Source organism: Gimesia chilikensis (assembly GCF_007744075.1).
GTDB classification, from domain to species: domain Bacteria; phylum Planctomycetota; class Planctomycetia; order Planctomycetales; family Planctomycetaceae; genus Gimesia; species Gimesia chilikensis_A.
In genome coordinates this window covers 4,075,117-4,095,650 of the sequence record NZ_CP036266.1, presented here as the reverse complement: position 1 = coordinate 4,095,650, position 20,534 = coordinate 4,075,117, and the positions used below count along the sequence as shown (strand labels likewise).

General features: G+C 48.7%; 14 protein-coding genes. 6 read left to right on the top strand and 8 right to left on the bottom strand.

The window, feature by feature from the left end:
* Positions 1–2: 2 nt before the first annotated feature.
* From HG66A1_RS15585 to HG66A1_RS15550, 8 genes are all read right to left on the bottom strand, one after another.
* Entirely contained in the window at positions 3–947 is a 945-nt protein-coding gene (locus tag HG66A1_RS15585) for a hypothetical protein (protein ID WP_145185709.1), read from the bottom strand.
* A 13-nt stretch (positions 948–960) separates the two neighbouring features.
* Positions 961–2,109 carry an AAA family ATPase gene (locus tag HG66A1_RS15580; RefSeq protein WP_197997161.1) on the bottom strand — a complete coding sequence of 383 codons (1,149 nt, stop codon included), beginning with the start codon at positions 2,107–2,109 and terminating at the stop codon, positions 961–963.
* Entirely contained in the window at positions 2,093–3,226 is a 1,134-nt protein-coding gene (locus HG66A1_RS15575) for a DUF262 domain-containing protein (RefSeq protein ID WP_145185705.1), read from the bottom strand. The genes HG66A1_RS15580 and HG66A1_RS15575 overlap by 17 nt, the downstream gene beginning before the upstream one ends.
* 220 nt (positions 3,227–3,446) lie before the next feature.
* Positions 3,447–5,384 (bottom strand): hypothetical protein, encoded by a 1,938-nt coding sequence (locus HG66A1_RS15570; RefSeq protein ID WP_145185704.1) that lies wholly within the window; start codon positions 5,382–5,384, stop codon positions 3,447–3,449.
* The gene (locus tag HG66A1_RS15565; RefSeq protein WP_145185702.1) at positions 5,356–9,921 is read right to left on the bottom strand and encodes an Eco57I restriction-modification methylase domain-containing protein; all 4,566 of its coding nucleotides are present in this window, start codon (positions 9,919–9,921) and stop codon (positions 5,356–5,358) included. Before HG66A1_RS15565 ends, HG66A1_RS15570 begins: the two co-directional genes overlap by 29 nt.
* Complete coding sequence (locus HG66A1_RS15560; RefSeq protein WP_145185700.1) at positions 9,914–11,578, bottom strand: DUF4435 domain-containing protein; 1,665 nt, start codon at positions 11,576–11,578, stop codon at positions 9,914–9,916. Before HG66A1_RS15560 ends, HG66A1_RS15565 begins: the two co-directional genes overlap by 8 nt.
* A 4-nt stretch (positions 11,579–11,582) precedes the next feature.
* A complete protein-coding gene (drmD, locus tag HG66A1_RS15555) occupies positions 11,583–14,846 on the bottom strand; it encodes a DISARM system SNF2-like helicase DrmD (protein ID WP_145185698.1) in 3,264 nt (1,087 codons plus the stop codon).
* 496 nt (positions 14,847–15,342) lie between these two features.
* Positions 15,343–15,564 carry a helix-turn-helix domain-containing protein gene (locus HG66A1_RS15550; protein ID WP_145185696.1) on the bottom strand — a complete coding sequence of 74 codons (222 nt, stop codon included), beginning with the start codon at positions 15,562–15,564 and terminating at the stop codon, positions 15,343–15,345.
* Between the two features lie 121 nt (positions 15,565–15,685).
* Here HG66A1_RS15550 and HG66A1_RS15545 point away from each other — a divergent pair, with 121 nt between their 5' ends.
* The 6 genes from HG66A1_RS15545 (at position 15,686) to HG66A1_RS15520 (ending at position 20,400) form a co-directional block, all read left to right on the top strand.
* Entirely contained in the window at positions 15,686–16,999 is a 1,314-nt protein-coding gene (locus HG66A1_RS15545) for a hypothetical protein (RefSeq protein WP_145185694.1), read from the top strand.
* Positions 17,000–17,362: 363 nt separating this feature from the next.
* Positions 17,363–17,941, top strand: coding sequence for a hypothetical protein (locus tag HG66A1_RS15540; RefSeq protein ID WP_145185692.1), 579 nt, complete (start codon positions 17,363–17,365; stop codon positions 17,939–17,941).
* Between the two features lie 21 nt (positions 17,942–17,962).
* Positions 17,963–18,331, top strand: a complete 369-nt coding sequence (locus HG66A1_RS15535; protein WP_145185689.1) for a DUF1257 domain-containing protein — start codon at positions 17,963–17,965, stop codon at positions 18,329–18,331.
* Entirely contained in the window at positions 18,328–18,522 is a 195-nt protein-coding gene (locus tag HG66A1_RS15530) for a DUF2997 domain-containing protein (protein WP_145185686.1), read from the top strand. Before HG66A1_RS15535 ends, HG66A1_RS15530 begins: the two co-directional genes overlap by 4 nt.
* Positions 18,523–18,569: 47 nt before the next feature.
* On the top strand, positions 18,570–20,054 hold the full coding sequence (locus tag HG66A1_RS15525) for an AAA family ATPase (RefSeq protein WP_145185682.1): 1,485 nt from the start codon (positions 18,570–18,572) through the stop codon (positions 20,052–20,054).
* A gap of 25 nt (positions 20,055–20,079) precedes the next feature.
* Entirely contained in the window at positions 20,080–20,400 is a 321-nt protein-coding gene (locus tag HG66A1_RS15520) for a hypothetical protein (RefSeq protein ID WP_145185680.1), read from the top strand.
* Positions 20,401–20,534: the final 134 nt, after the last annotated feature.

The following is a 20,534-nucleotide window of genomic DNA, read 5'->3' as shown; positions in this document are numbered from 1 at the left end:
AATTAACGTTTTGTAATCTTCGGTCCCACATAGACAACATAAAGAGTTGTTTTGTATGCAATCGGCCAAGAGAAATGGATTCTTATTTGTGGAGTTTTGACTTTTCCATGCCAGGTACAAAATAAGACTTCTCCCGCTTTCTCTGGATGGGGAAAAGTAAGATCGTTTTTAAAATCGATTTTTTCATCTCTACCAGAATCGGAAAACCAGGCTTTCTCGCCGGTGAAATGCTGTTCATAAAGGAAGTCTCCTTCCTTAGTTCGATTTCCATTTTTATCAAAACATTCACACATTCGATTCAGGACCTGCAACCGGATCATGATTTGTTCAGCAACTCCTTGTGCATAAGGATGACCACGAAAAGGAGTGAATGCCTCTTTAGCAAAATGAAGCTTATCACATCTAATTTTGGCATATTGCTCCAAAGAGTCCCAATCGTAGAATGTAGCTGGTAATTCCTCTAGAGTTTTAGATACAGTATCTATCGAGGTATGATTTGGAATTTCAATATCGTGAGTTTCTTCATAATTCTTTAGCCATTTTACTCTTACATATTCTTCAACCCATTCCGACGGATTCATACTTACCAATTCACAATCAGATCCATGTATTCGGCGGTAAGCGGCTTCTCCAACAGCAGAATTTGCAACGTCTCTATCTTCACGTGCTTCAAGCCACTCATCCTCTTTGTGTAATCGCTCATCAATCCAAAAGGGACCAATATGGGTAAGCCATTGCATTAAAGCTCGCCTTTTATCAATATGCATCGATTGAATAGACTGCTGCATCACACAATCTCTAGTCACTTGTGCAAAAGACATTGATTTGTTGCAAAATAATTCTCGACCATATTTCCGAATGGAATTTCGAATTTTCATAACAGTTTCAATAGAGTTGAAAAACTCAGATTTCGAGTTGAACTGCCCATGAATGGACAAGTCATTCATAAGAAAATCCATTTCATTCTCCCCATCCGGCAAAATAATTTAGATCTTTATCATATTGATCGAAAAAGCCTGATGGCCACTGGTCTATGTTTCCTGAAGCATCAATTGTTGGACTCGTGAATTGTTGCTGTCCATCTTTCCTTGAATTAAAAAAATGGAGTGATACCTTCTCATCACTCAGCTTTTGCCCCTTAACAGCACGTCGAATACCATTCAAGACGTGATCACTGTGCGACTCTACAATTACTTGTATCCCCGCAGCAGCCACCTCTGACAAAAACTCACCCATCATTGCTTGTCCAGCTGGGTGGAGATGTACTTCCGGATTTTCAATCAAAAGTAAATCACCTTCTTTTGCAGAAAGTGCAGCAACAATGATCGGTAGCACTTGAGTTAGCCCGAACCCCACATTCATTGGACGATGAAAACCGGTTTCACCAGAATTCGTTATTCCCAAAGTGACCATATTTGCCTCTGGAACCGGCTGCACTTTAAGAGATGTACCTGGAAAAAAAAGCTCCATCCGAGCTTCCACCTGATGTAGCAGGGTATGAGTGAAAGAATCAAGAACCAATGCTGACAACACCTGTTTTTCTCGTCTTTGATATAGTAACCCAACAGTATTTTCGCCTCGCGAACCTACAAATTGTGTTGCAGTTGGATCTTGTAAACGATAGCTATCACGCGGTCCTACACGTTCAGCGGTAAGATACGTAAGCTCTTTGAGTCTATTTGCGAGGTTTTCTGCAGTCTTCAATGGTGCTGGAAAAAGGAATCGTAATTTATCAGGAGATTGAACAAAATCCCCATTCACACCAACCGAACCTACTGCAGCCGACATTGCTTGTTTGTCTTCTTCTTCTTCGTAGGAAAAAGCCCATTTGACGTAACAATTTTCATCGGAAAGTGCAATCTTAAATTCACGACGACCATGTACTTTGTCTACCACATCGTGAACAGTTCCGAGTTGTAACTCTGGACCATTCAATTGCAAACGGGTAGACCATTCATGATTGAGAATGGTCTGGTGCAGGAGAACCATTGATTGCAGAATACTTGATTTACCTGACGCATTGGTGCCGGACAGCAAAGTTAGTGGTGCAAGCGGCAATTTTAGTACTTCAAAACATTTAAAACATTCTAATTCAATTTGTGTAATCACCAAGCGCCTCCTTGAATAACATTTCTACCAATGCAAATCTCCTTTTCACTTTTATAGTACTGTTTGGGCTATAAGTAATCGCGTCGTTGAACTTATCATTTGAAAGGAGTGGGTAGAAATCTTTGTGAATTATGTCAGCCTTGTTATCAACCTGCTTCAATGAATAACGTGCTAACGTTGTGGACATCACATCCCATAGAGAAGCATTAATGACACTTCGACTTTCAGAGCCCAAAGTATGCTTTCGGAATGCATGACGCCCAAACAAAGACAAGTTATTACGCATGCTGAGTCTAAATTTAATTGAGAGTTCTTTTAATTCTTCATCTGACATTTCATTCATCTGTTGCAGCGCACGTGCAAGAAATCCATCCATATCGCTCTTGTTATAGTTATCATATCCGAGTAGGTGAAAAGCACAAAACCTGTTGATAAACTCGCGGTCTCGCATTTTCTTTGAATCTAAACTGTTACCTGTAGCTTCCAGAAAGAGTTCGGTTTTTGCTTCTTCTTTTAACCAAACTGTCGCTGGACCGTTGTAAAGGCAATTTCGCATCTGCTGACGAGTGAGAGGAACTCCTCCATTTACTCTTTCAAATATTTGAAACTTCGCATGATCTGGAACATCTGCATCTAGAATATATAGAATCAACTGGCTATCTTCGATTCGATTCTGAAGTTTGTTTGACAGGTCCTTGAATCGCTTACCATCCAATAATTCTTGCTCTGGAAGCTTGAGAGGAAACTCGTTATCCAAAAAACTCTTAAAGGTTGATAATCGTTGGAGTCCATCAACGACAATAACCTTACCTTCCAAGTTCTCTGCTAGATAGAATACTGGAAGCGGAATACGCATTATGACCGACTCGATCAGCTTACTTTGTTTTACCTTGTCCCAAATGAAATCGCGTTGAAAATCAGGATTCATAATATAACCTCCTGCTTCAATTCTTCGCATAACTTCAAATGTTGATCGTGTCTCGTTTCGAATTAATAGAGTATCAATCGGAAAGTCACCGAGGTCACTATCTTCGTCTAAACCTTCTAGTTCGCCAATGTCGGGTGGGGCTAGCGAGTCATCCTGTTTTTTATCAATATTATTCTCTAAATTACTCATTGCTATACCATGCTCTTTCAATATTGAGTGGTTACCCCATTTGAAACCAGAATACGATACGAAGTGTTGAACTGCAGAATACGATATTCTCAATTAGTGCTATTTTTACCTTAAGATATCCTCGTTGTCGATATGCTGGTAAAACTTCATCTTTTATAAGCTCAACTTCATAATTAAGCAGCAGCTAGTCTTTCGAGAGTAATTTACTACCACCCAGCAGTTAGAATGTAATTCCAAGCAGCTTACCATCCTCGCTTCTGGCATCTAAAGTAAGTCGAACATACGGTCCATTTTCATCGGCCAAGGCTTGGGGGGGAGCAGAAGTGGTGGTGATAATATACTGGAACGAAATATGGTCTGGGTTTGTGAATTTTGCTTCGAGCTCGTGCACGATCTCGAAGAGCCTCTGAAACAAAGGACCTTCCATATCACCTTCTCGGGGGCTGTCGTGCATGAGGAAGCGAGGGTGCTGGCCGATTCCATAGATGCTTCCGGCGAGGCAGGCAATATCAAAGGACAGGACGGATGTCATGACGGAAAGAGCTGCACCACCGGGAGCTAATTTCCTGTTGGGAACAGGATGAAGACCGTTTCCATCGATTCGAACTGTACTTTCATCTTCAACACCAAATATTTCCTGAAGGATTCCTTGGTAAACATCAGAAAGCTGACGGACCTCATTTCGATGCTTTTGGCGGATGGCTTCCTGTTTTTTTAAAGATCCTTCAATTTCGCGTTCCGCTTTGAGTGCATCCTTCGTGCTTCGTTCGACTGATATAGCAAGTGCCTGAATTTTAATTGAATCATCCTCAAGGCCTTTTAAAAGTCCTATCTTTTCATCGATGCCGGAAATTTCAGTAGCCAGGCGGCTACGTTCTTCCTTAAGTTGCTTATTTACCACTTCGAGTGATTTCTGAAGTGTTTTCTTTTCGTTTTGAGAAAAAGCACACGTTTTTTGTTGTTCATCAATCTGGTTTCTGAGATCGGCCACATGTTCCGCTGCTCCAGGATCATGCGCCATCGTTTCAGCCTGCTTTTTCATCCAGCATTCTGGTTCTGCCTTACACAACCTATAGGGATGTAGGGGATCGCGCTCGATTTCCTCGATCTGTTTTTCGATATACTGAACCATATTCTTACAAGTCCGAACAGTAGCTTCAGTGTCAGCGATCTGATCTTGTACGGTATGCTGTTCTGATTCCAACTCCTTTATGCGTGATTCAGCAAGACGCTCTGTTCTTAGTCTCTCCAATGACGCAATTTTTTCTTTGACAATATCAACAGGATCTACCGAATTCATGGTCTTCTGAATTCCAGTAACTTCAATATCTGCTTTCAGCTCCAGCTTGTCACGTAGAGCCGGCCAAAGAGTATCCATTCTTTTCTGTTCTCGGTCATGAGTCTGCTTTTGCCCCTTGCAGTTATTCAAGAGTTCGTGGTGGTTTACCCGTTGTTCAATCTCATCTGTATTCATCAATCCCATCACCCATTGCATGATCAGGCTGTTATCTTCCAGATTGAGGCTGGGACCGGAATTTGCGTCTTCATGACGCCATTCATTGGCTTTCCGATATCCACATTGATAATCCCGGGAAAGCCATGCCAGCACGTCCAGCCATTTTGCCTCTCGTCCACGGGGAAGAATGAATTTTGGAAGATCTGAGAGAACAGCATCGCTTACCTTCTGAACAAACTGGCGATGAGAATATTCTTTTAGTTGTGAATCCACAACCTGTTGCCAGTCATCACTGTCTGCAGCGAATGATTCTTTTGCATCCGCTTCTTTCATTGGCCGAACCACGATCCAATCAGCGCCAGCAATCGACCAGTGCCCCACAACCCAGGCAGTTTTCAACACAGCAGCGATATTATTTTGAGTCTCTTCTGTTCCGAATTGGTTTTCGCCCAAGGTATAGCGGATCAACCTCATCATCAGAGTTTTACCAACACTGTGGCCGGCGACTGGTCCTCCCTGGACTTGCATATGATGAGTCTGGATGATGTTCAATCCACGACGAAATTTGATATCTCGGATGATAGAATCTGAATTGAGCGTGGATAATATGACAAGCCGTTTCAACCACAGTGTTGGCTCACTGCGGTCTGTGGCTGGTTGCATCTGTTCCCGCTCAAACTGAAATAAAGTCGAATTCGGCATGGATTGCATCCTCAATGTGAGTGACGTTACCTTTCTCAGCCTCACGCCTGAAAAACTCTTTAACAGCATTTACTCGGCCTATGTCTTCTTCCGAGACACCTTTCATTGCCGGACTTTTTGAACCGATTTTGATGAATTGCTGAAAGTCAGTCTTCCAGATTTCCACATAGTTCTGGATTTGCATCTCTGTCAGAATCTGGTTTAAGCCAATATCACTTTTAACCTGTTTGCGTCGTTTGTTGGTTTTATGGTCAAGCAACGAGTTTCGGAGATTGTCGTCCAGCATCAGAATCATTGCCGCATTCAGAGCATAGCGTGTGAATGGCTTCTCTCCCCATGCTCGCAGGATGAGTAAAACATATCGATATTGCCGCTCTGTTTCCTGCTGGAAAAGATCTGTCGATGTTGTTTTCTTTTTGCGTGTAGATGGAGTTTTCGGTTTGGGTTTCTTTTTCTCGGCGGTGCCGACGCCGGCGAGGAGTTCTTCCTGGTGGCGTTGTTCGTTGAGTTCCAACAGGCGGGCGAGAACTTCGTCGCGGAATTCGTCGGGCCAGCGCAGCCGCCACGGCTTTTTCTTCTTCGACTTCTTACTTTTACTAACCCCTGACAACTGAGAACTAACCTCTACCTCGTCCTCTTCTTCCACGTAGTCCAGCAGAAATTCACACGTGGCTGAGGCCGCCAGATCATCCCAGCCATACGCCCGCAGCACCGCACGGTCCATCTCGTCATGAAGACGACGAAGCTCAATGATGCCCTCATCACGCTCGTCAGGAGAATGAAAACGGTTGTAAGTCTTCGTCAGACCTTCATCGTTGTTTACCATGATAGATTTTCGATGAGTAAAATAGTTTTCTCCGACTGAAGACAGGGGGCCAAGGTCCGGACGGGCGTAATTGTCAAAACAGTCGCTAGGGTTGTAGCGAAGCCGATCTTCCAGAGAAGACGCAAAAAATCTCGCCCACGTTTCATGGGTTCGCGACTGCAAAACCGAGAACAATCCGTAGCAGTCTCTTGCAAACACAACGAGTTGTTCAGAAAAGACTGTCGAGGTTGGCAAGAATGTAAAGCCCATATGCTGCGTCACTCGTGCCATCACGATCGCGCGGTCTAAGTTGGAAATCGCTTTGTGCATCTCGGGGCGGTCGTTTGCAAAACGCCACCAATTCTTTTTGTGGGATTTGTCGATTGAGCTGGATCCGAGTTTGTCACGACCAGGTTTTACTGTTTCCTCAAGCAGTCCAAGCAAATCCGGCCAAGCGTTTGCTTGCTCCTTCGTTAACGAACCAAAGTTTATGACGTAGCGATGGTGCAAGTGTGCGGGATCGTCATTAACCTCTTCTCCACCGATATAAGGGAAAATGCGTTCACGGTTCTTTTCATCATTTTCAAGTAAGCGGTGCATGACTTCGATGGGGCTGGCATCCGAGTCAGACTTGGAATCGTCAAACGTGAAGCCCTGACCTCGAAGGAAGCATCCAACAAACGCGATGTCCAGATTGCTGTTGAGTGTTTTCGGGTTGTCGTCGCTTCCGGTAGGCACAAGAAACGCAGTTATCTTCGGAACATCTTTTTCATTGAGGATGCACTGCAGTTGAGGAGTGCCTTTTACAACATGGATGATGTTAACCATTACCGCTGCATCTCCGGGCCACTTGTAACGTGTCTTGGCACAGTAGATGGTACCAGAGTGTGTACGTATCCAATATAGCGCAGTCGTGCGCGTGTCGCCTTGGGCAATTGTATTTGTCGCAATAAGGCCGAAGGTTCCGTCGCTTCGCAGTTGGTCAAAACAGCGACGAAAGAAGTGTGCAACTATGTCAGAATTGGCATTCGACTTTTCGTTGGAGTTAACAAGCCAATCTCGAAACACCGCTCCCAACACGGTCTTTATTTTCTTTCCGCCAATGAACGGCGGATTCCCCACAAATGCATCAAAACCGGGATTCACCCGCGAAAACACTTCCGGAAATTCAATTTCCCAGTGAAAGGGGGAGAGTGGGTGTTCGCCGCGTCGTAGCTCTGCTGCCGCGGCGGCGACCGGCGGGCGTTTGTTGATGTCGTGGCCGCTTTCGTACCAGTCGGAGACCTGCGCGAACAGTTCGTCGCAGCGGGTTTCGCGGTCCTTCTTTTTCTTGCCCGCAAAAAAGGCGCTTACACAGGCATCGCCAGTCAGGCGGACGACGTTCAGCGCCTCTTCCGCCAGCGCCATCCGGTCTTCCTGGTCGCGATAGGGGGCGTCTTCGCGGGCATTCAGAATTTTGGCCCGCTCGGCGGTCGCCCGGTCAAGCCGTTTCTGGATCAGGCCTTCGCCGAACTGCTTCTGTAATTTCGGTTCCCAGTGGAAGCCGATGATCTGTTCGCGGGTCAGGCCGACCAGAGAATCGCCGGCCCGCAGGCAGTGGTCCAGGAAAGTGAAGGGATGATCCTTGGCCAGCGTCACCAGCCAGAGCGACAGTTTGGCCAGGTCGACGGCCATCACGTTTTTATCCACGCCGTACAGACACCGCTGGGCCACCAGGCGGCGGGCATACAGCAGTTCGTCTTCATCAGGGGGAATGTCGGTCGGCAGCAGATCGTGGGCGTACCAGGCCTTGACCAGTTCATCCCCCAGCTGACGGCAGGTCTCCACCAGAAACGCACCACTCCCCATCGCCGGATCACAGACTTTCAGCTCCAGGATCTGGGAAGGGTGAGGCGTGCCGACGGCGCGGGCCGCCTGCACCAGTTCAATCGCTTTCTCCGACTGTCGCACACGCTCTTCCAGTTGACCTTTCGTAAAGCGTTTCTTATCGGCCCGCGTCGGCTCATAAACTTCCGGCAGTTCCGCATTCGGTTCGCACAGCTGTTTCAGAATCGGTTCCAGCGTAGTGCGGACAATCGGTTCGGTCAGCGAGCGGGGCGTGTAATGCGAACCGCTGCGGCGGCGTTCATCGGAGGGCTGCAGCACAATCGCCTCGGCAGGGACCACACGCGGCGTCACCTTTTTGGCAATCTTCTTATCGAGGGCCAGCAGCAATTCATCGATCGAGGCAGCAGCCTTGAGGGCTTTAGCATCCGCAGCCCCCAGCTTCTGATCGGCCTGGTCTTTGAGCCATTTCGCCCGGTCTTTGCCCGGGGTCTCCAGCAGGGCTTCCAGGTCGATCGTCGCCGGCGCACCATGCGTTTTGACCGGTTTAATGGCAATCGATTTTCCGGTCGCGACTTCCAGGTTAAAGCCCATCACCGTTTCATACACGCTGCCGATCTGTTCCACGTCCAGCGTCCGGTAACTGAGCCGTTCCCCGTCCAGAATCAGCAGGTTCTGCAGCACGTTGAAGACGACGCCGTCGGAAATTCTTGGGATAGTCGTTAGTTGCTGGTTTTTAGTTGTTAGTGATCTGCCTTCTAAGAAGGGGTAGCGGTCCGGGTCGAAGAGGTAGCCTTTGCGAGGGGGGAGTTTGAAATCGTGGTGCTGTCCCCCTTCGTAGATCAGGCGGAACAGGGTGAGCAGTTGCGACCAGGCGCCGTGCCGCTGGTTCATCGAATCGGGGAAGCGGCCGGCGTCCTCGCGCAGCCGATCGAACAGGCCACTCACCGAATAATAATTGGAATACAGCGGATCGCTGGAGAGCAGATCCCGATCTTCCGCATACAAAACAAACACCAGCCGCAGCAGGACGGTCAGCAGTCCCGCGTAGACGTGGTTCGGGTCCTCTTCCAGGATGTCATGGAGCAGTTCCCCCTTGCGGGCATCGTTGGCAGCCTGAAAACCCCGCATCAGTTCATACAGCGCCGCCAGCACCTGTTCCGCCAGCTTGGTCGACACCGTATTCTGATACTTGCGGCTGTTTTCCAGAATGGCCGGCAGACGCTGGTTCTCCCCCAGCGTAAACAGCCGCTCGCTGCAGAGCAGCATATACAAGGCGGCAAACATTGGTCGGCCCGCGACCTGGATCATTTCATCGACATTAAACGTGGCATACCCGCTGGTCTCCCCGCGTGGTGCATAGACCAGACGCAACTGACGCCCGTTGGAGAGCAGGCCGATGGGAACCTGCGTCTCACGGAGCAGCCGCTCAAATTTCGCCTGCGGGGCCGCGTGCCAGTGCCGACTGCTGTCCGCTTCCCCCGGATCATCCAGGTCGGTTCCCGTGGGCAGTTCCGAGATCAGCATCATCCACGGATTTTCATCTTCCGCGGGTTTGAATTTCGGAACGGCGCGCGTGGGCCGGAGAGTCTCATGATATTGCGGCAGGACCACTTCCAGAGCCGCCATCGTGCCCGTCAGTTCCCCGCGGGCAGGGATCTCCTGCAGGTCTTCTGCTTCCCACTCGAGTACTTTCTGTGTGAATTCCGACAGATCGCGAATTTCGGGAATGATCTCACCCGCATCTTCGCGGGGCAGGCAGTTCAGAAACTGCGCATGCCGGCCCATGACGTTCTGGTTGATATAACACTGCGCTTCCAGTAGCGCCGGCACAGAGACCACCAGCCCCACCGGCTGGACATAGCCAAGCCATTCAATGTGAGCGTATTCTTCAGGGGATTTAGACATTGATTCCCCCTGTTTCTTGAGTAGATTCCATGACTATCTCAGGAAACTCTTCTCGAAGGCCTTCTAATATTTCTTTGCCAAGTTCAGAAGGGTTTTCGGAAATATTAGCAAGGTCAATTTCTGCAATTACCCATTCACGGTAGTTTTGTTTATTGCTGAATCCGATTTCACGAGCCACAACATCTTCGAGTCCTTTATTGTTAAATATTCTTAGCAGACCACTATAGTCTTTTGCATCGATAACTTTTTTGTATTCGTGGTATGCTTCGTCATAAAATTTAATAGCATCAATGCTGACTTTAAAATCTGTGACTGAAGCTTCAAATCCTTCACGATCAGTAATATTTTTGGATGAAAATTTAGAAAACGCGTGACGAATTTCCTGGCTAGCCTTTTCTTTGACCTGATGATTAAGCTGTTGCGATAATCGCACGAAAGCAGCATCAACAACAGATCTCATAACTTCTGCATCATCAACCTTTCTAAAATGTCTTGCAGCACACTTAATCACGATCGGTAAACAGATTCCATTTTCAGCTTCTGCGACTGAAGTTACGTAAACCCAATCTTTTAACAAGCCAGCGATATCTTCTTCAGCACGAAAGTCTCGATCAATAATCCCGAATACTTCTTGTGAATGAAAACCTTCTGCTCTACGTAATGCACGAGTGGATTCAATTACTTTCGTACAACCTTCTCGTGCAATCACATGAAAATCAGGATAGATTCTCCTATAGAGTTGAGTATCGATACTAGATCTGGTTCCTTCCACAAAAAGCACGGGCTTACGACTCCCGAGAATTTCAAGCATCATCTCTCGTGGAAAGCCATCAACATCTGAAACCGCCTCCCAGTCCCATTCTTTCCCATCGAATTCTTTAACCCAGATGATCGAAGAATTTACTCGTGATGCGGCAAACTCCAAATCATGGGTCACATACACAATAGAACAATCAGACCTCTCAGCTTCTATTGCGTCCCATAATTTAGACTGTATAGCTTTATGAAGATGCAACTCCGGCTCATCAATAATTATGATGCAGTTTTCTGGAGCACACATCGCCTGAGCTATCAGATAGAATGCAACTCTTTCACCATCACTCATATCTAGTCCATGATATGAATCATCCTTATTAGTTGCCTGAAGCCGATTATCGGCAACATTTAAATGCCGATGGGGCATTATTGTATGCCAGATTTTCAAAACTCGATCTAATTGCGATTCTGGATACTCATCGGGACGTTGGCCAGCTTTATATTGTTGTTTAAATATGGCACTTTGAAGGTATTCATTCGCTATCAACAAGCTAAGTAAATGATCAAAATCATCCAGCAAATGTGATGCAGGTCGGTTCTTCCAGCGTCTATTTCTGCGTTGCTGTTTTGCGATATTTAATCGATCTGCTTCACTTGCTGAAGTGTTATCGCCATAGTATCCGTAACGATACAATGATTCTGCGGCACTGGCAGAACGGACATCGATTTCATCCTTAAATACTAATGATCTTTGAGCACTTATTCGGTGTACGTTTTCATGGTTTTCTTCAATTTGAATTCCCAGTCTACTTTTCCCTGATCCATTGGCGCCGACAATCACTAAAGAGTCGAACTCCAGTTCTTCCGTAGCATCCTTCCTGGGTATTGATATTTTTGCCATCACTTCATCCCGTCACCGGCCAGAGATAAACCAATCCCACCGGTTCAACGCGACGGGCTTTGACCGTGTAGAGTTCCTGGATTCGCGCAGGTTCGGTCTTCAGTTCTTCTTTTATTTCTTCCAGACGTTTACCCCAATAACGCTTGTTGGCATTCAGCTGCTGGATTTCATCTTCTTCATCGCCGAAATCCAGCTGCATCTGCTTGGGGTTCAGTTTGGAGATACGTTTGATTGTTGAGTCGATGTGCTTCTGTTGGGTCTGCAGAATTTCCCGCATGGCTTTTGCTTCCGCTTCTCCACGGGAGGCCAGTTTCTGTTCTGCTTCCGCAGCATATTCAGCACCACGCGTTTCCAAGTGGGGCAGGAGATCGTGAATATCGCCAGCCGCGGCCTGTTGCAGTTGGCTGATGATTTCCTGCGTCAGCTGCATGCCCCCGGCTTTCAACAGTGAATCATCCAGCAGAGAAAGGGTCTTCGTTTCCGTGTCTTTCCCATAAGGAGTCAGGGGTTTTTTGCGTATTTCCGGATCAGTCCAGCGGGCGGTAACGGGAATCAGCTCTTCATGCAGGCGGGCTGCTCCCATGCCGTACAGGCACAAACGCCCCAGCAGAATCACGCGTGGAATCGAGTCTTTCGCCTGCGCGAAACAGGCACGTGAGAGGTCATGCAGGACAAAACCCTGGGCCGTGAAGCGACCGAGCAGCCGTTGAACGACGCGCTGTTCGAGATGCATATGGACATAATCATCTCCTACCAGGCCCGGATCTTCGAAAACGACGGGCCTGATAGGGGAAGAATGCCGCCAGTCCCAGAGCTTCTGATCCCTTTTGCGGGGGACACGCAGGGTGTCCATCGTCTCTGCCCAGGTCGGATCCGCGCCGGATCTTTCATCAATGGCAGGAAACTCAAAACAGGCAAGTCCATTTTCGTCCTGAGTCTGCTGTAAGCCCTCTACATCCAGCAGTTGCAGGGAACTGGTAATTGCTGCCTGAAAATGCTCTTCACTCAGTCCAATACTCTTGCGAGATTTTTCCAGCAGTGTCCTTAAATGGTCGATCTGTTCGCGCAGGTCCTGTTGACGCTGACGAGCTGACTCCAAATCCTGCTCGATCGCCGAACGTCGGGAGTCATCCAGGTCGGCAGATTCGATTTCACTTTCAAGCGAGTCCAGAAATTCATGCCTGATCCCCTGAGTCAACGTTTTCGCCAGATTCGAGTCGATTACCTGGGAGAGGCTTCCCAATTCTTCCTTAATCGTTTCCGTCTTGCGAACCAACACCTGCAAAATGCGATCTTCCGGACGTTGCTGATAGACAAAATAATGACAGAAGACTTCCGGGCTGGATTGCAATTTGCGGTCAATACGTCCATTCCGTTGCTCCATACGACTGGGGTTCCAGGGAACGTCGAAATGGAACAGATTGTGACAGTAGGCCTGCAGGTTGAGGCCTTCACGGGCGGCATCGGTGGCAATCAGGATGCGAACCGGATGCTTGCGCGGGTCCGTATTAAACGCCTTTTTGATCTCTTCTCGCTTTTGAGGGGGAGTAGGACCGTGAAAGATCTGGATTCGCTGCTCAGCCCGATCGCTCCCATTAATTGCTGCTTCCAGGCGGCTAACCAGGTACCGCTTGGTATCATCGTATTCTGTAAAGATCAGAGCACGCGTTTCATTCCATTCGGCCCCGGGCCTCCCCAGTTCCGGACACATATTCTCTCGAACCCACTCGATCAGCTTCTCAGTACGGGCATCTGACTTTCCACGGGACTGCTCCGCGACTTCAGTCATTTCATCCAAAAGTTTCTGTTCATGCTCAAACAGGTCTTTTGCCGACATGTCTTCCAGCGGCCCCATCGTGGCAGAGGAAACAGCTTCAAACTGGGCATCTTCCTCAGCCTGGAGCAGGTCTTCTTCGAGAGTGGCCCGATCATCATCGGAATCTACAATTCCCGTTAGCAGGTCCAATGTTCTGAGGTCATGCTCATCCGCAGCCGAATCTTCCTGAAGTTTCTCCCACTGCCGTTTGACGGTTTTCCGATGAACTTTCAAGGTGCGAGCAAATGCTTCGATCGAGGAGAGCAGACGTTGCTGCAGGCCGGTGATTAATAATCCTGAAGCCGCCTGCTTGCGTTTTGTTTCATTTTTCAGCCGTTCCTCGCGTGTTTGACGGTATTCCTGGAGTAAGCGTGAAAGTCGCAGTTCCGGCGCATCAGCCAAGAGGCCGTCGATACTGATCTGTACGACATTCCTTTTCGGAAAACCACCCTGAATTTCGCGGATGTCTTCCTTAATACGACGTACAATTACTTCATCTCGATGTTTTGCCGTGACAGGAACTCCTCGACAGAATCGCTGGGGGTCGAGAATTTCCAACAGCGCAGAGAAACTGTTGGAGTGCCCGTTATGAGGCGTCGCCGAAAGGAAAAGACGATGCTCAAACCGAGGAGCCAGGTCGCGGACGGCACGGGTAATCTGGGAGTCAATCGCATATTTAGCACCACTGGAAGGAGCGGCATGATGCGCTTCATCCAGGATAAACAGTGATCCACTTCGGAATGTTCCCAAATGATCGCGTAGCGGGCCGGCATAAGTCTCATCAATCAGTAACCGATGCGAGACCAGAAATCGCGTGTGTGTCCCCCAGGGATTGACGCTGAAGCCCCGTTCGCGCCGGACTCGTTTCATGTACTCTTTATCAAGAATTTCAAAAGTCAGACCGAAGCGGGCCTCCAGTTCTTCCTTCCATTGCAGGAGCATGGAAGGGGGGCAGGATACGAAGATTTCTTTGACCTTCTTGCGCAACAGCATCTCGCGGGCGATCAGCCCGGCTTCGATCGTTTTCCCCAGACCGACATCATCAGCAATAAACAGATTGACGCGGGGCAGCAGCAGTGCTTTGCGGAGGGGCTCCAGCTGATATGCGTCGAGCCGAATTCCAGCCCGGAAAGGGGATTGAAACAGCTTCGGATCAGTGGAAGTCACGCAGTTCCACTTCAACGTATTCAGATAGGCGGAGAAGAGTCTGGTATCGTCAAAGCCTTTCGAAGCGACTTCTTCCCAAGCCTCCCCCGTTAGAATTTCGGGATCCAGTTCTTTCTCCCAAAGAACTTCGAGAGGCTGCCCCTGGTTATCATCATCGACACAAGAAAGGCGAACCAGAGTACTATCAGCGACGCGTTTGGGTTTGACTATTTCCTCGACCAGGTAAGTTCGCTGCCTGACGCGAGCGATCTGACCAGGGGTTAACTTCTCAGCTACTTGGCCCATAAGTTGTTGCTCTAACTGCAATTGTTGTTGAGTCTTCAGCCGTGTTCTCAAATTTACACTGAAATACAATCGTGCACAGCCAAAGAATCAAACTACCAACAGTCAAAGCAGATTTCAATCTGCAGCTCTAAAACGGCAAATATTTCTAGATCAATACCCAATTTCAGTTCCTGACAGGCCGAATCTGTTACGAACTATCTTTTTGAGTTTGTCACCCTTGCTCCCCAGAGCGAAACACCCAAGACCTAAATTATGGCCCAAAACGTGGCATAATAAATAGGATTATATGCAGCGTGTTAGCATTCAGGTGGAGCGGTTTTCCGGGGTACTCAACACGCGGCATATGATCTATTGGACTGAACCGCAGGGGCGTTTTCGACTATGGGGATTGAAGCCCGCCTAGTAGGACACTCCCGCAACAGCCAATCAAGCGATGGCTGACGACACTGATCGACTGGGAGTGGTTTTGATGATAATCCTGCAGTCTGAGTCTCCCTCAAACACCATCCATCAGCTCTGCCAGACTGATGTCGAGTGTCTCTGCGATCCGCTCGATATTCCTTAGGGAAAGATTCCGTTCTCCCCGTTCAATCCCGCCGACGTAGGTCCGGTCCAGCTCGCAGGCATACGCAAACTTCTCCTGCGAGTAACCTTGCTCTCTGCGCAGTTCACGGACCCGCTGTCCAAATCTTACCAGAATATCTTTTCGTTTTGCCATCCAAATATTTAACACTTGACAGCGACGATATAACCACGGACTATAAGTATCATTTAGTGTGCACGTATGGGCAGTCAGAAAGCAAGGGCGATGATATTTGTTACTGAAAGAGGAGAAATCAATGTTGGGATCACCAGGTAGAATAAGAGGGGCCGTGAAAAGAAACATTTGGGACTATCATATAACTGCGTCTGTATGCGTGCTGTTTCTTGCACTCACGCTTTCGGGCTGTGGTAATGATACTACGGTAAGTGGACTTCCGAGGTACTCGACACCGTCCAGTAAACCCTTGCCTGCAGAATATCAAGTGCTTGCAAAGCATCTGGGAATGGTGCTGAAGTCAGATCCAGCTCAACTTCAGAAAAAACGTGAGACATCAGAAGTCATGGCGGAGTTACAGTCTGCCTTATTGGACTTACGTGAGATCAAATCGAACGATAACGAAATCATGTATGTTTCAGATCAGGTTCGAGACGCCGTCACCGTTATCTTAGAGCGTTTAGACAACTTAAATTCCCTGCCAAAGCCTTCCGATGAGGGAACACTGTTTGTTGGTTCATTTATTGATGGATTCTTTGGTAATTTTGCAGGAGGCTATCACCGTGGCCTTGATGCAGAGGCAAAGCAGAATGCTTTGAATTCAGAAATGCAGCCGCTGCTTGCCGCTATTGACAGGATTGATGCAGCACAAAAAATGCTTCCCAAAATTGCAGAAAAGTATTCGGCTACTTTAGGTGACTCAACCGGGCTAATCTACGTCGATTTTAACGAATCCTGGGGAGATTCTGGCCCTGATGACTGGCTTTTTCTTAAGAATCTTGGGGAAACACTGGAAGATTGTACCATTTTGGTGGAACTGACTGGCGCGAACGGAGAGGTACGAAAAAACGTACATTTTCTAAAAACATGGCCTGAGTCTGCCTCTATGTGGGGGAGGTATCAAAACGGAGAGAAAATCCTGGGAAGAACTGTGGATAGAACCACAGTGACATACGTGAAAGAAATGAGGGTTACGATTTATTCACCGCAGTTCGCAACTCGGATTTATTATAAGTACAAAGGAGACGAAAAAGATAAAGACGTTGCCTATCGCTGTGAAAAGCTGACGTTCCAGGGCGAATACCAGCCTTACGAAGCTGGAGTCATTTGGGATACTCAGCGTGGGGCTCGATTTACCATGAATGGATTATCATTTCTTCCCAAGTGTCGTGTTAATCTCACGTTTCGAAAGGAAGATCAGGAAAAAATATGGTACTGGGATTATGATTCCTGGACGAAAGGGGAAACCAAGAAATGTTACACACCAGCGGAAGGACTGGGTTTTGATCCAGACAGTATTGACTTTGAAGTATCTTTTCCCCATACGAATTACAAACACAAAGAAACCCTGAAAGTCGTTCAGGGATCTAACAGGCTGGTGAAAATTCAAGAATGACACTCCCGTAACCATGCTGATTGTCCACTCTGGCCGGGGGCTTGGATTCTTCTAAGTTGCATAAAACGCCTCGCATTCATTTCGTAATGCAAGGCGTTTTTTTACGCCTGCAGTAAGACACAGGATTCCTGTAGATGGATTCAAAAAATGAGGCAATACCCAAGCGGATACAGGGAGTCATAGGACTTTTCGTATCTCGTTTATCAATCATCCCCAGAAAGGAGAACCGTGCATTGGCTTATGTTGGATTAACTTTTGTTTCTGTCGCTTTGCTGTTGGCGATTGCGGCATTCCTGAAGGAACGCCGACTGCGTTTGGCGTTGCAGAACATTTTAAACCGTTTACTTTTTCGATGGAGGCCACATGGAGAATCTGACAAAGAAATTGCTGATCCTGATCGGACCGCTGTTGCTGATGACCGGTTGTCAGGAGCATCCCGATCAGCGAATCACGCAGATGGCACTGCAGCAAGCAAGGGATCAGGCCGAACAGAGCCGGCAGATGCTTGAACTGCAAGAGGAAGTGGCTACTGGTGCTCGCCAGTTAGTGACCGCTGATGCTCAGTCGCGACAGGAGATCGTGGCAATGCAACATGAAATCCAGATCGAGCGTTCCAACATGGACCAGCGGTGGGATCAACTTGAGCAGGAACGCAAATCCCTGGCCAGCCAGCGATTCTTTGACTCTGCGATCGCTGAGGCGATTTCCAGACTCGGCATGATCCTGATCTGCCTGTTACCCCTTGTTGTCTGCTGGCAGTTGCTTCGCCAAACCGTAGAACCGGCGACGGAGAACGAAGTCGCCGAACTCTTACTGGATGACCTTGTTTCTTCTAGTCCGTTGATCATTCATCCCAAATCATTGATGCCAGAGAACACTGAGAACCAAGAACTGTCTTCAGATGCTCCTGCTCAGAATAAACTCGGTACTCTGAACTCTTAAAACAGAAAGCAGAAATTCAATATGTCTCACATTGTCCAAATCCAAACGGAGGTACGTGACCCGGTTGCCATTTCTGCAGCGTGTGAACGTCTCAAGCTGCCACCGCCGGTGCAGGGGACATTCAAACTCTTTAGCAGTCAGGCGACCGGACTGGGGATAGAACTGCCGCAGTGGCGGTATCCTGTCGTCTGTGACATTGCCAGTGGCAAGCTGCAATATGACAACTTCGAGGGACGTTGGGGGGATCAGAGCTACCTGAATCAGTTTCTACAGTCGTATGCCGTTGAAAAAACTCGGATTGAAGCACGCCGTAAGGGGCACACCGTGACCGAGCAGGCCCAGGCAGATGGTTCCATCAGGCTCACGGTTCAGGTAAGAGGTGCTGTATGACTCGAATCATTGAGATCACCGTCGCCCCAGATGGCCAGACCCGCGTGGAAACCAGAGGCTTTTCCGGAGCAGGGTGCCGCGAAGCCAGCCGGTTTCTTGAATCAGCGCTCGGGAAGCGAACAGAGGAGCAGCTGACTGCAGAATACCACCAACAGGCAGGCCAACATCAAACCAATCAGCAACGCTCCTGAGTGAATTCAGATCTTAATAGCGTTATTTAAAATGGAAGGGGAATAATTTGAAACTACGAAACCGACTGACAGAATATATCCGGGCCTGCTTTACGGGAATCTGGATTGAATCTTACGAACACCAGGAAGTCCTGACCGAAATTGCAGCGCTCTGTCGTGACGAACAGTGGCAACTGGCGACCTGGGATATCGATGCGGGATTGAAGATCCCCGGTCAGCCTGATCCAGAAGCATCCGGTTCTGATCCTCTGGCGGCGATCCGTGCAGTCAATGCGCTGGCGACACCTGACGGAACTGCGATTATCGTTCTACAGAATTTCCATCGGTTCATGCAATCGGCAGAAGTCGTCCAGGCCTTGTTGCGTCAGATCAATGCCGGAAAGCAAAACCGCTCAATTGTAATGGTGCTGGCCCCAGTCGTTCAGATTCCGACCGAACTGGAAAAAATGTTTGTTGTGGTTGAACATGAGTTACCCGATCGGGGACAGCTGGAAGAAATCGCCCGGGGGATCGCCACCGAGGCAGGGGAGATGCCTGAGGGAAATGCACTCCAGCTGGTTCTTGATGCCTCAGCCGGCCTGACCCGGATGGAGGCTGAGAACGCCTTCAGCCTGAGCCTCGTGCGACAGGGACGTATCACTGCTGACGCCGTCTGGGAACTCAAGACTCAGGCCCTGAAAAAGAGTGGTCTGTTGTCACTGTACCGGGGTGAGGACGATTTCAGCCATCTGGGAGGCCTCACAGCCCTCAAAACGTTCTGTAGGCGGGCTTTGCAGCAACCGAGCTGCGATGATCCCAGGAAGCGTCCACGGGGCGTTCTGTTGCTGTCTCCGCCCGGCTGCGGTAAATCCCATTTTTGTAAGGCTCTGGGGCAGGAGGTAGGGCGTCCTGTACTAAACCTGGATGTGGGGAACCTCCTCGGTTCGCTGGTAGGGCAGTCGGAGGCGCGGACACGGCAGGCGTTAAGCGTGATCGAGGCGATGGCTCCCTGTGTGGCGATGATCGACGAGGTCGAGAAGGCGTTTTCCGGTCTGAACGGTAATGGCGACTCCGGTGTTTCCTCCCGTATGTTCGGGACCTTTTTGTCCTGGCTGGCCGATCATCAGTCTGATGTGTTCGTAGTTTGTACGGCGAATGACGTTTCCAAACTACCGCCGGAATTCGGACGCAGCGAACGGTTTGACGGAATCTTCTTTCTGGATCTACCAGGACTGGAACAGAAAAATCAGATCTGGGAACAGTACATTCGGTTATTCGGGCTCAATCCGGAGCAGGAACGTCCCGAAGATACGGACTGGACTGGTGCTGAGATCCGCAGTTGCTGCCGGCTGGCGGGCCTGCTCGATGTGACATTGCTGGAAGCACGGCTCTACGTGGTTCCCATCGCAGTGACTGCGGCTGAGTCTGTCGAGCAGTTGCGAACGTGGGCCAACGATCGTTGTCTGGATGCTGACCGGCCCGGCATCTTCCATTGGGAATCTCCCAGGAGAACATCCCGTCGAAGTATTAAACACCTTTCTTCAATCAACTGACGCCCCCGTCCCAGGAAGGAGCACCATGCTCACCCGACAGGATATACTCCTTATCATTGCCGCACTGCAGTTCTGGGCCGAGGAGATGGATCCCGAGGATACTCATCTGCTGAAAATTTACTCTGGCGATGCGAACGTTGATCGGATCTGGACGTCCGATGATATTCAACGGCTACGGACACAGCTAAACTCAGCAAATCTGAAGTATGCTGTCACCAATGTCGGGGGAACCGAATTTCTGACACCAGAGCTGTTTTCAACCCCTGAATCTGCCGAACAGGCTCACTTCAGTGAAACCGGTCAGATCGGAACTCTGATTCTTCCTGAAATCAAAACCAGAGACTGATTAAGTCGCTTTGTCCAATTTTCTGACACTGATGAGCCGCAGAATGTTCCCCTAAGCCATTTCTCCGGTATCGTCTGACATCGTCGTGGCCGGTCCGGTCTCATAGTATGTTTCGCTAATCAGACCGACAAAAT

Coding starts and splice junctions, on each gene's coding strand:
- HG66A1_RS15565 (WP_145185702.1), bottom strand. CDS start 9,921: ATGTCTAAATCCCCTGAAGAATACGCTCACATTGAATGGCTTGGCTAT.
- HG66A1_RS15570 (WP_145185704.1), bottom strand. CDS start 5,384: ATGCCGAATTCGACTTTATTTCAGTTTGAGCGGGAACAGATGCAACCA.
- HG66A1_RS15575 (WP_145185705.1), bottom strand. CDS start 3,226: ATGAGTAATTTAGAGAATAATATTGATAAAAAACAGGATGACTCGCTA.
- drmD (WP_145185698.1), bottom strand. CDS start 14,846: ATGGGCCAAGTAGCTGAGAAGTTAACCCCTGGTCAGATCGCTCGCGTC.
- HG66A1_RS15520 (WP_145185680.1), top strand. CDS start 20,080: ATGCTCACCCGACAGGATATACTCCTTATCATTGCCGCACTGCAGTTC.
- HG66A1_RS15535 (WP_145185689.1), top strand. CDS start 17,963: ATGTCTCACATTGTCCAAATCCAAACGGAGGTACGTGACCCGGTTGCC.
- HG66A1_RS15545 (WP_145185694.1), top strand. CDS start 15,686: ATGTTGGGATCACCAGGTAGAATAAGAGGGGCCGTGAAAAGAAACATT.
- HG66A1_RS15585 (WP_145185709.1), bottom strand. CDS start 947: ATGAATGACTTGTCCATTCATGGGCAGTTCAACTCGAAATCTGAGTTT.
- HG66A1_RS15530 (WP_145185686.1), top strand. CDS start 18,328: ATGACTCGAATCATTGAGATCACCGTCGCCCCAGATGGCCAGACCCGC.
- HG66A1_RS15550 (WP_145185696.1), bottom strand. CDS start 15,564: ATGGCAAAACGAAAAGATATTCTGGTAAGATTTGGACAGCGGGTCCGT.
- HG66A1_RS15540 (WP_145185692.1), top strand. CDS start 17,363: ATGGAGAATCTGACAAAGAAATTGCTGATCCTGATCGGACCGCTGTTG.
- HG66A1_RS15560 (WP_145185700.1), bottom strand. CDS start 11,578: ATGGCAAAAATATCAATACCCAGGAAGGATGCTACGGAAGAACTGGAG.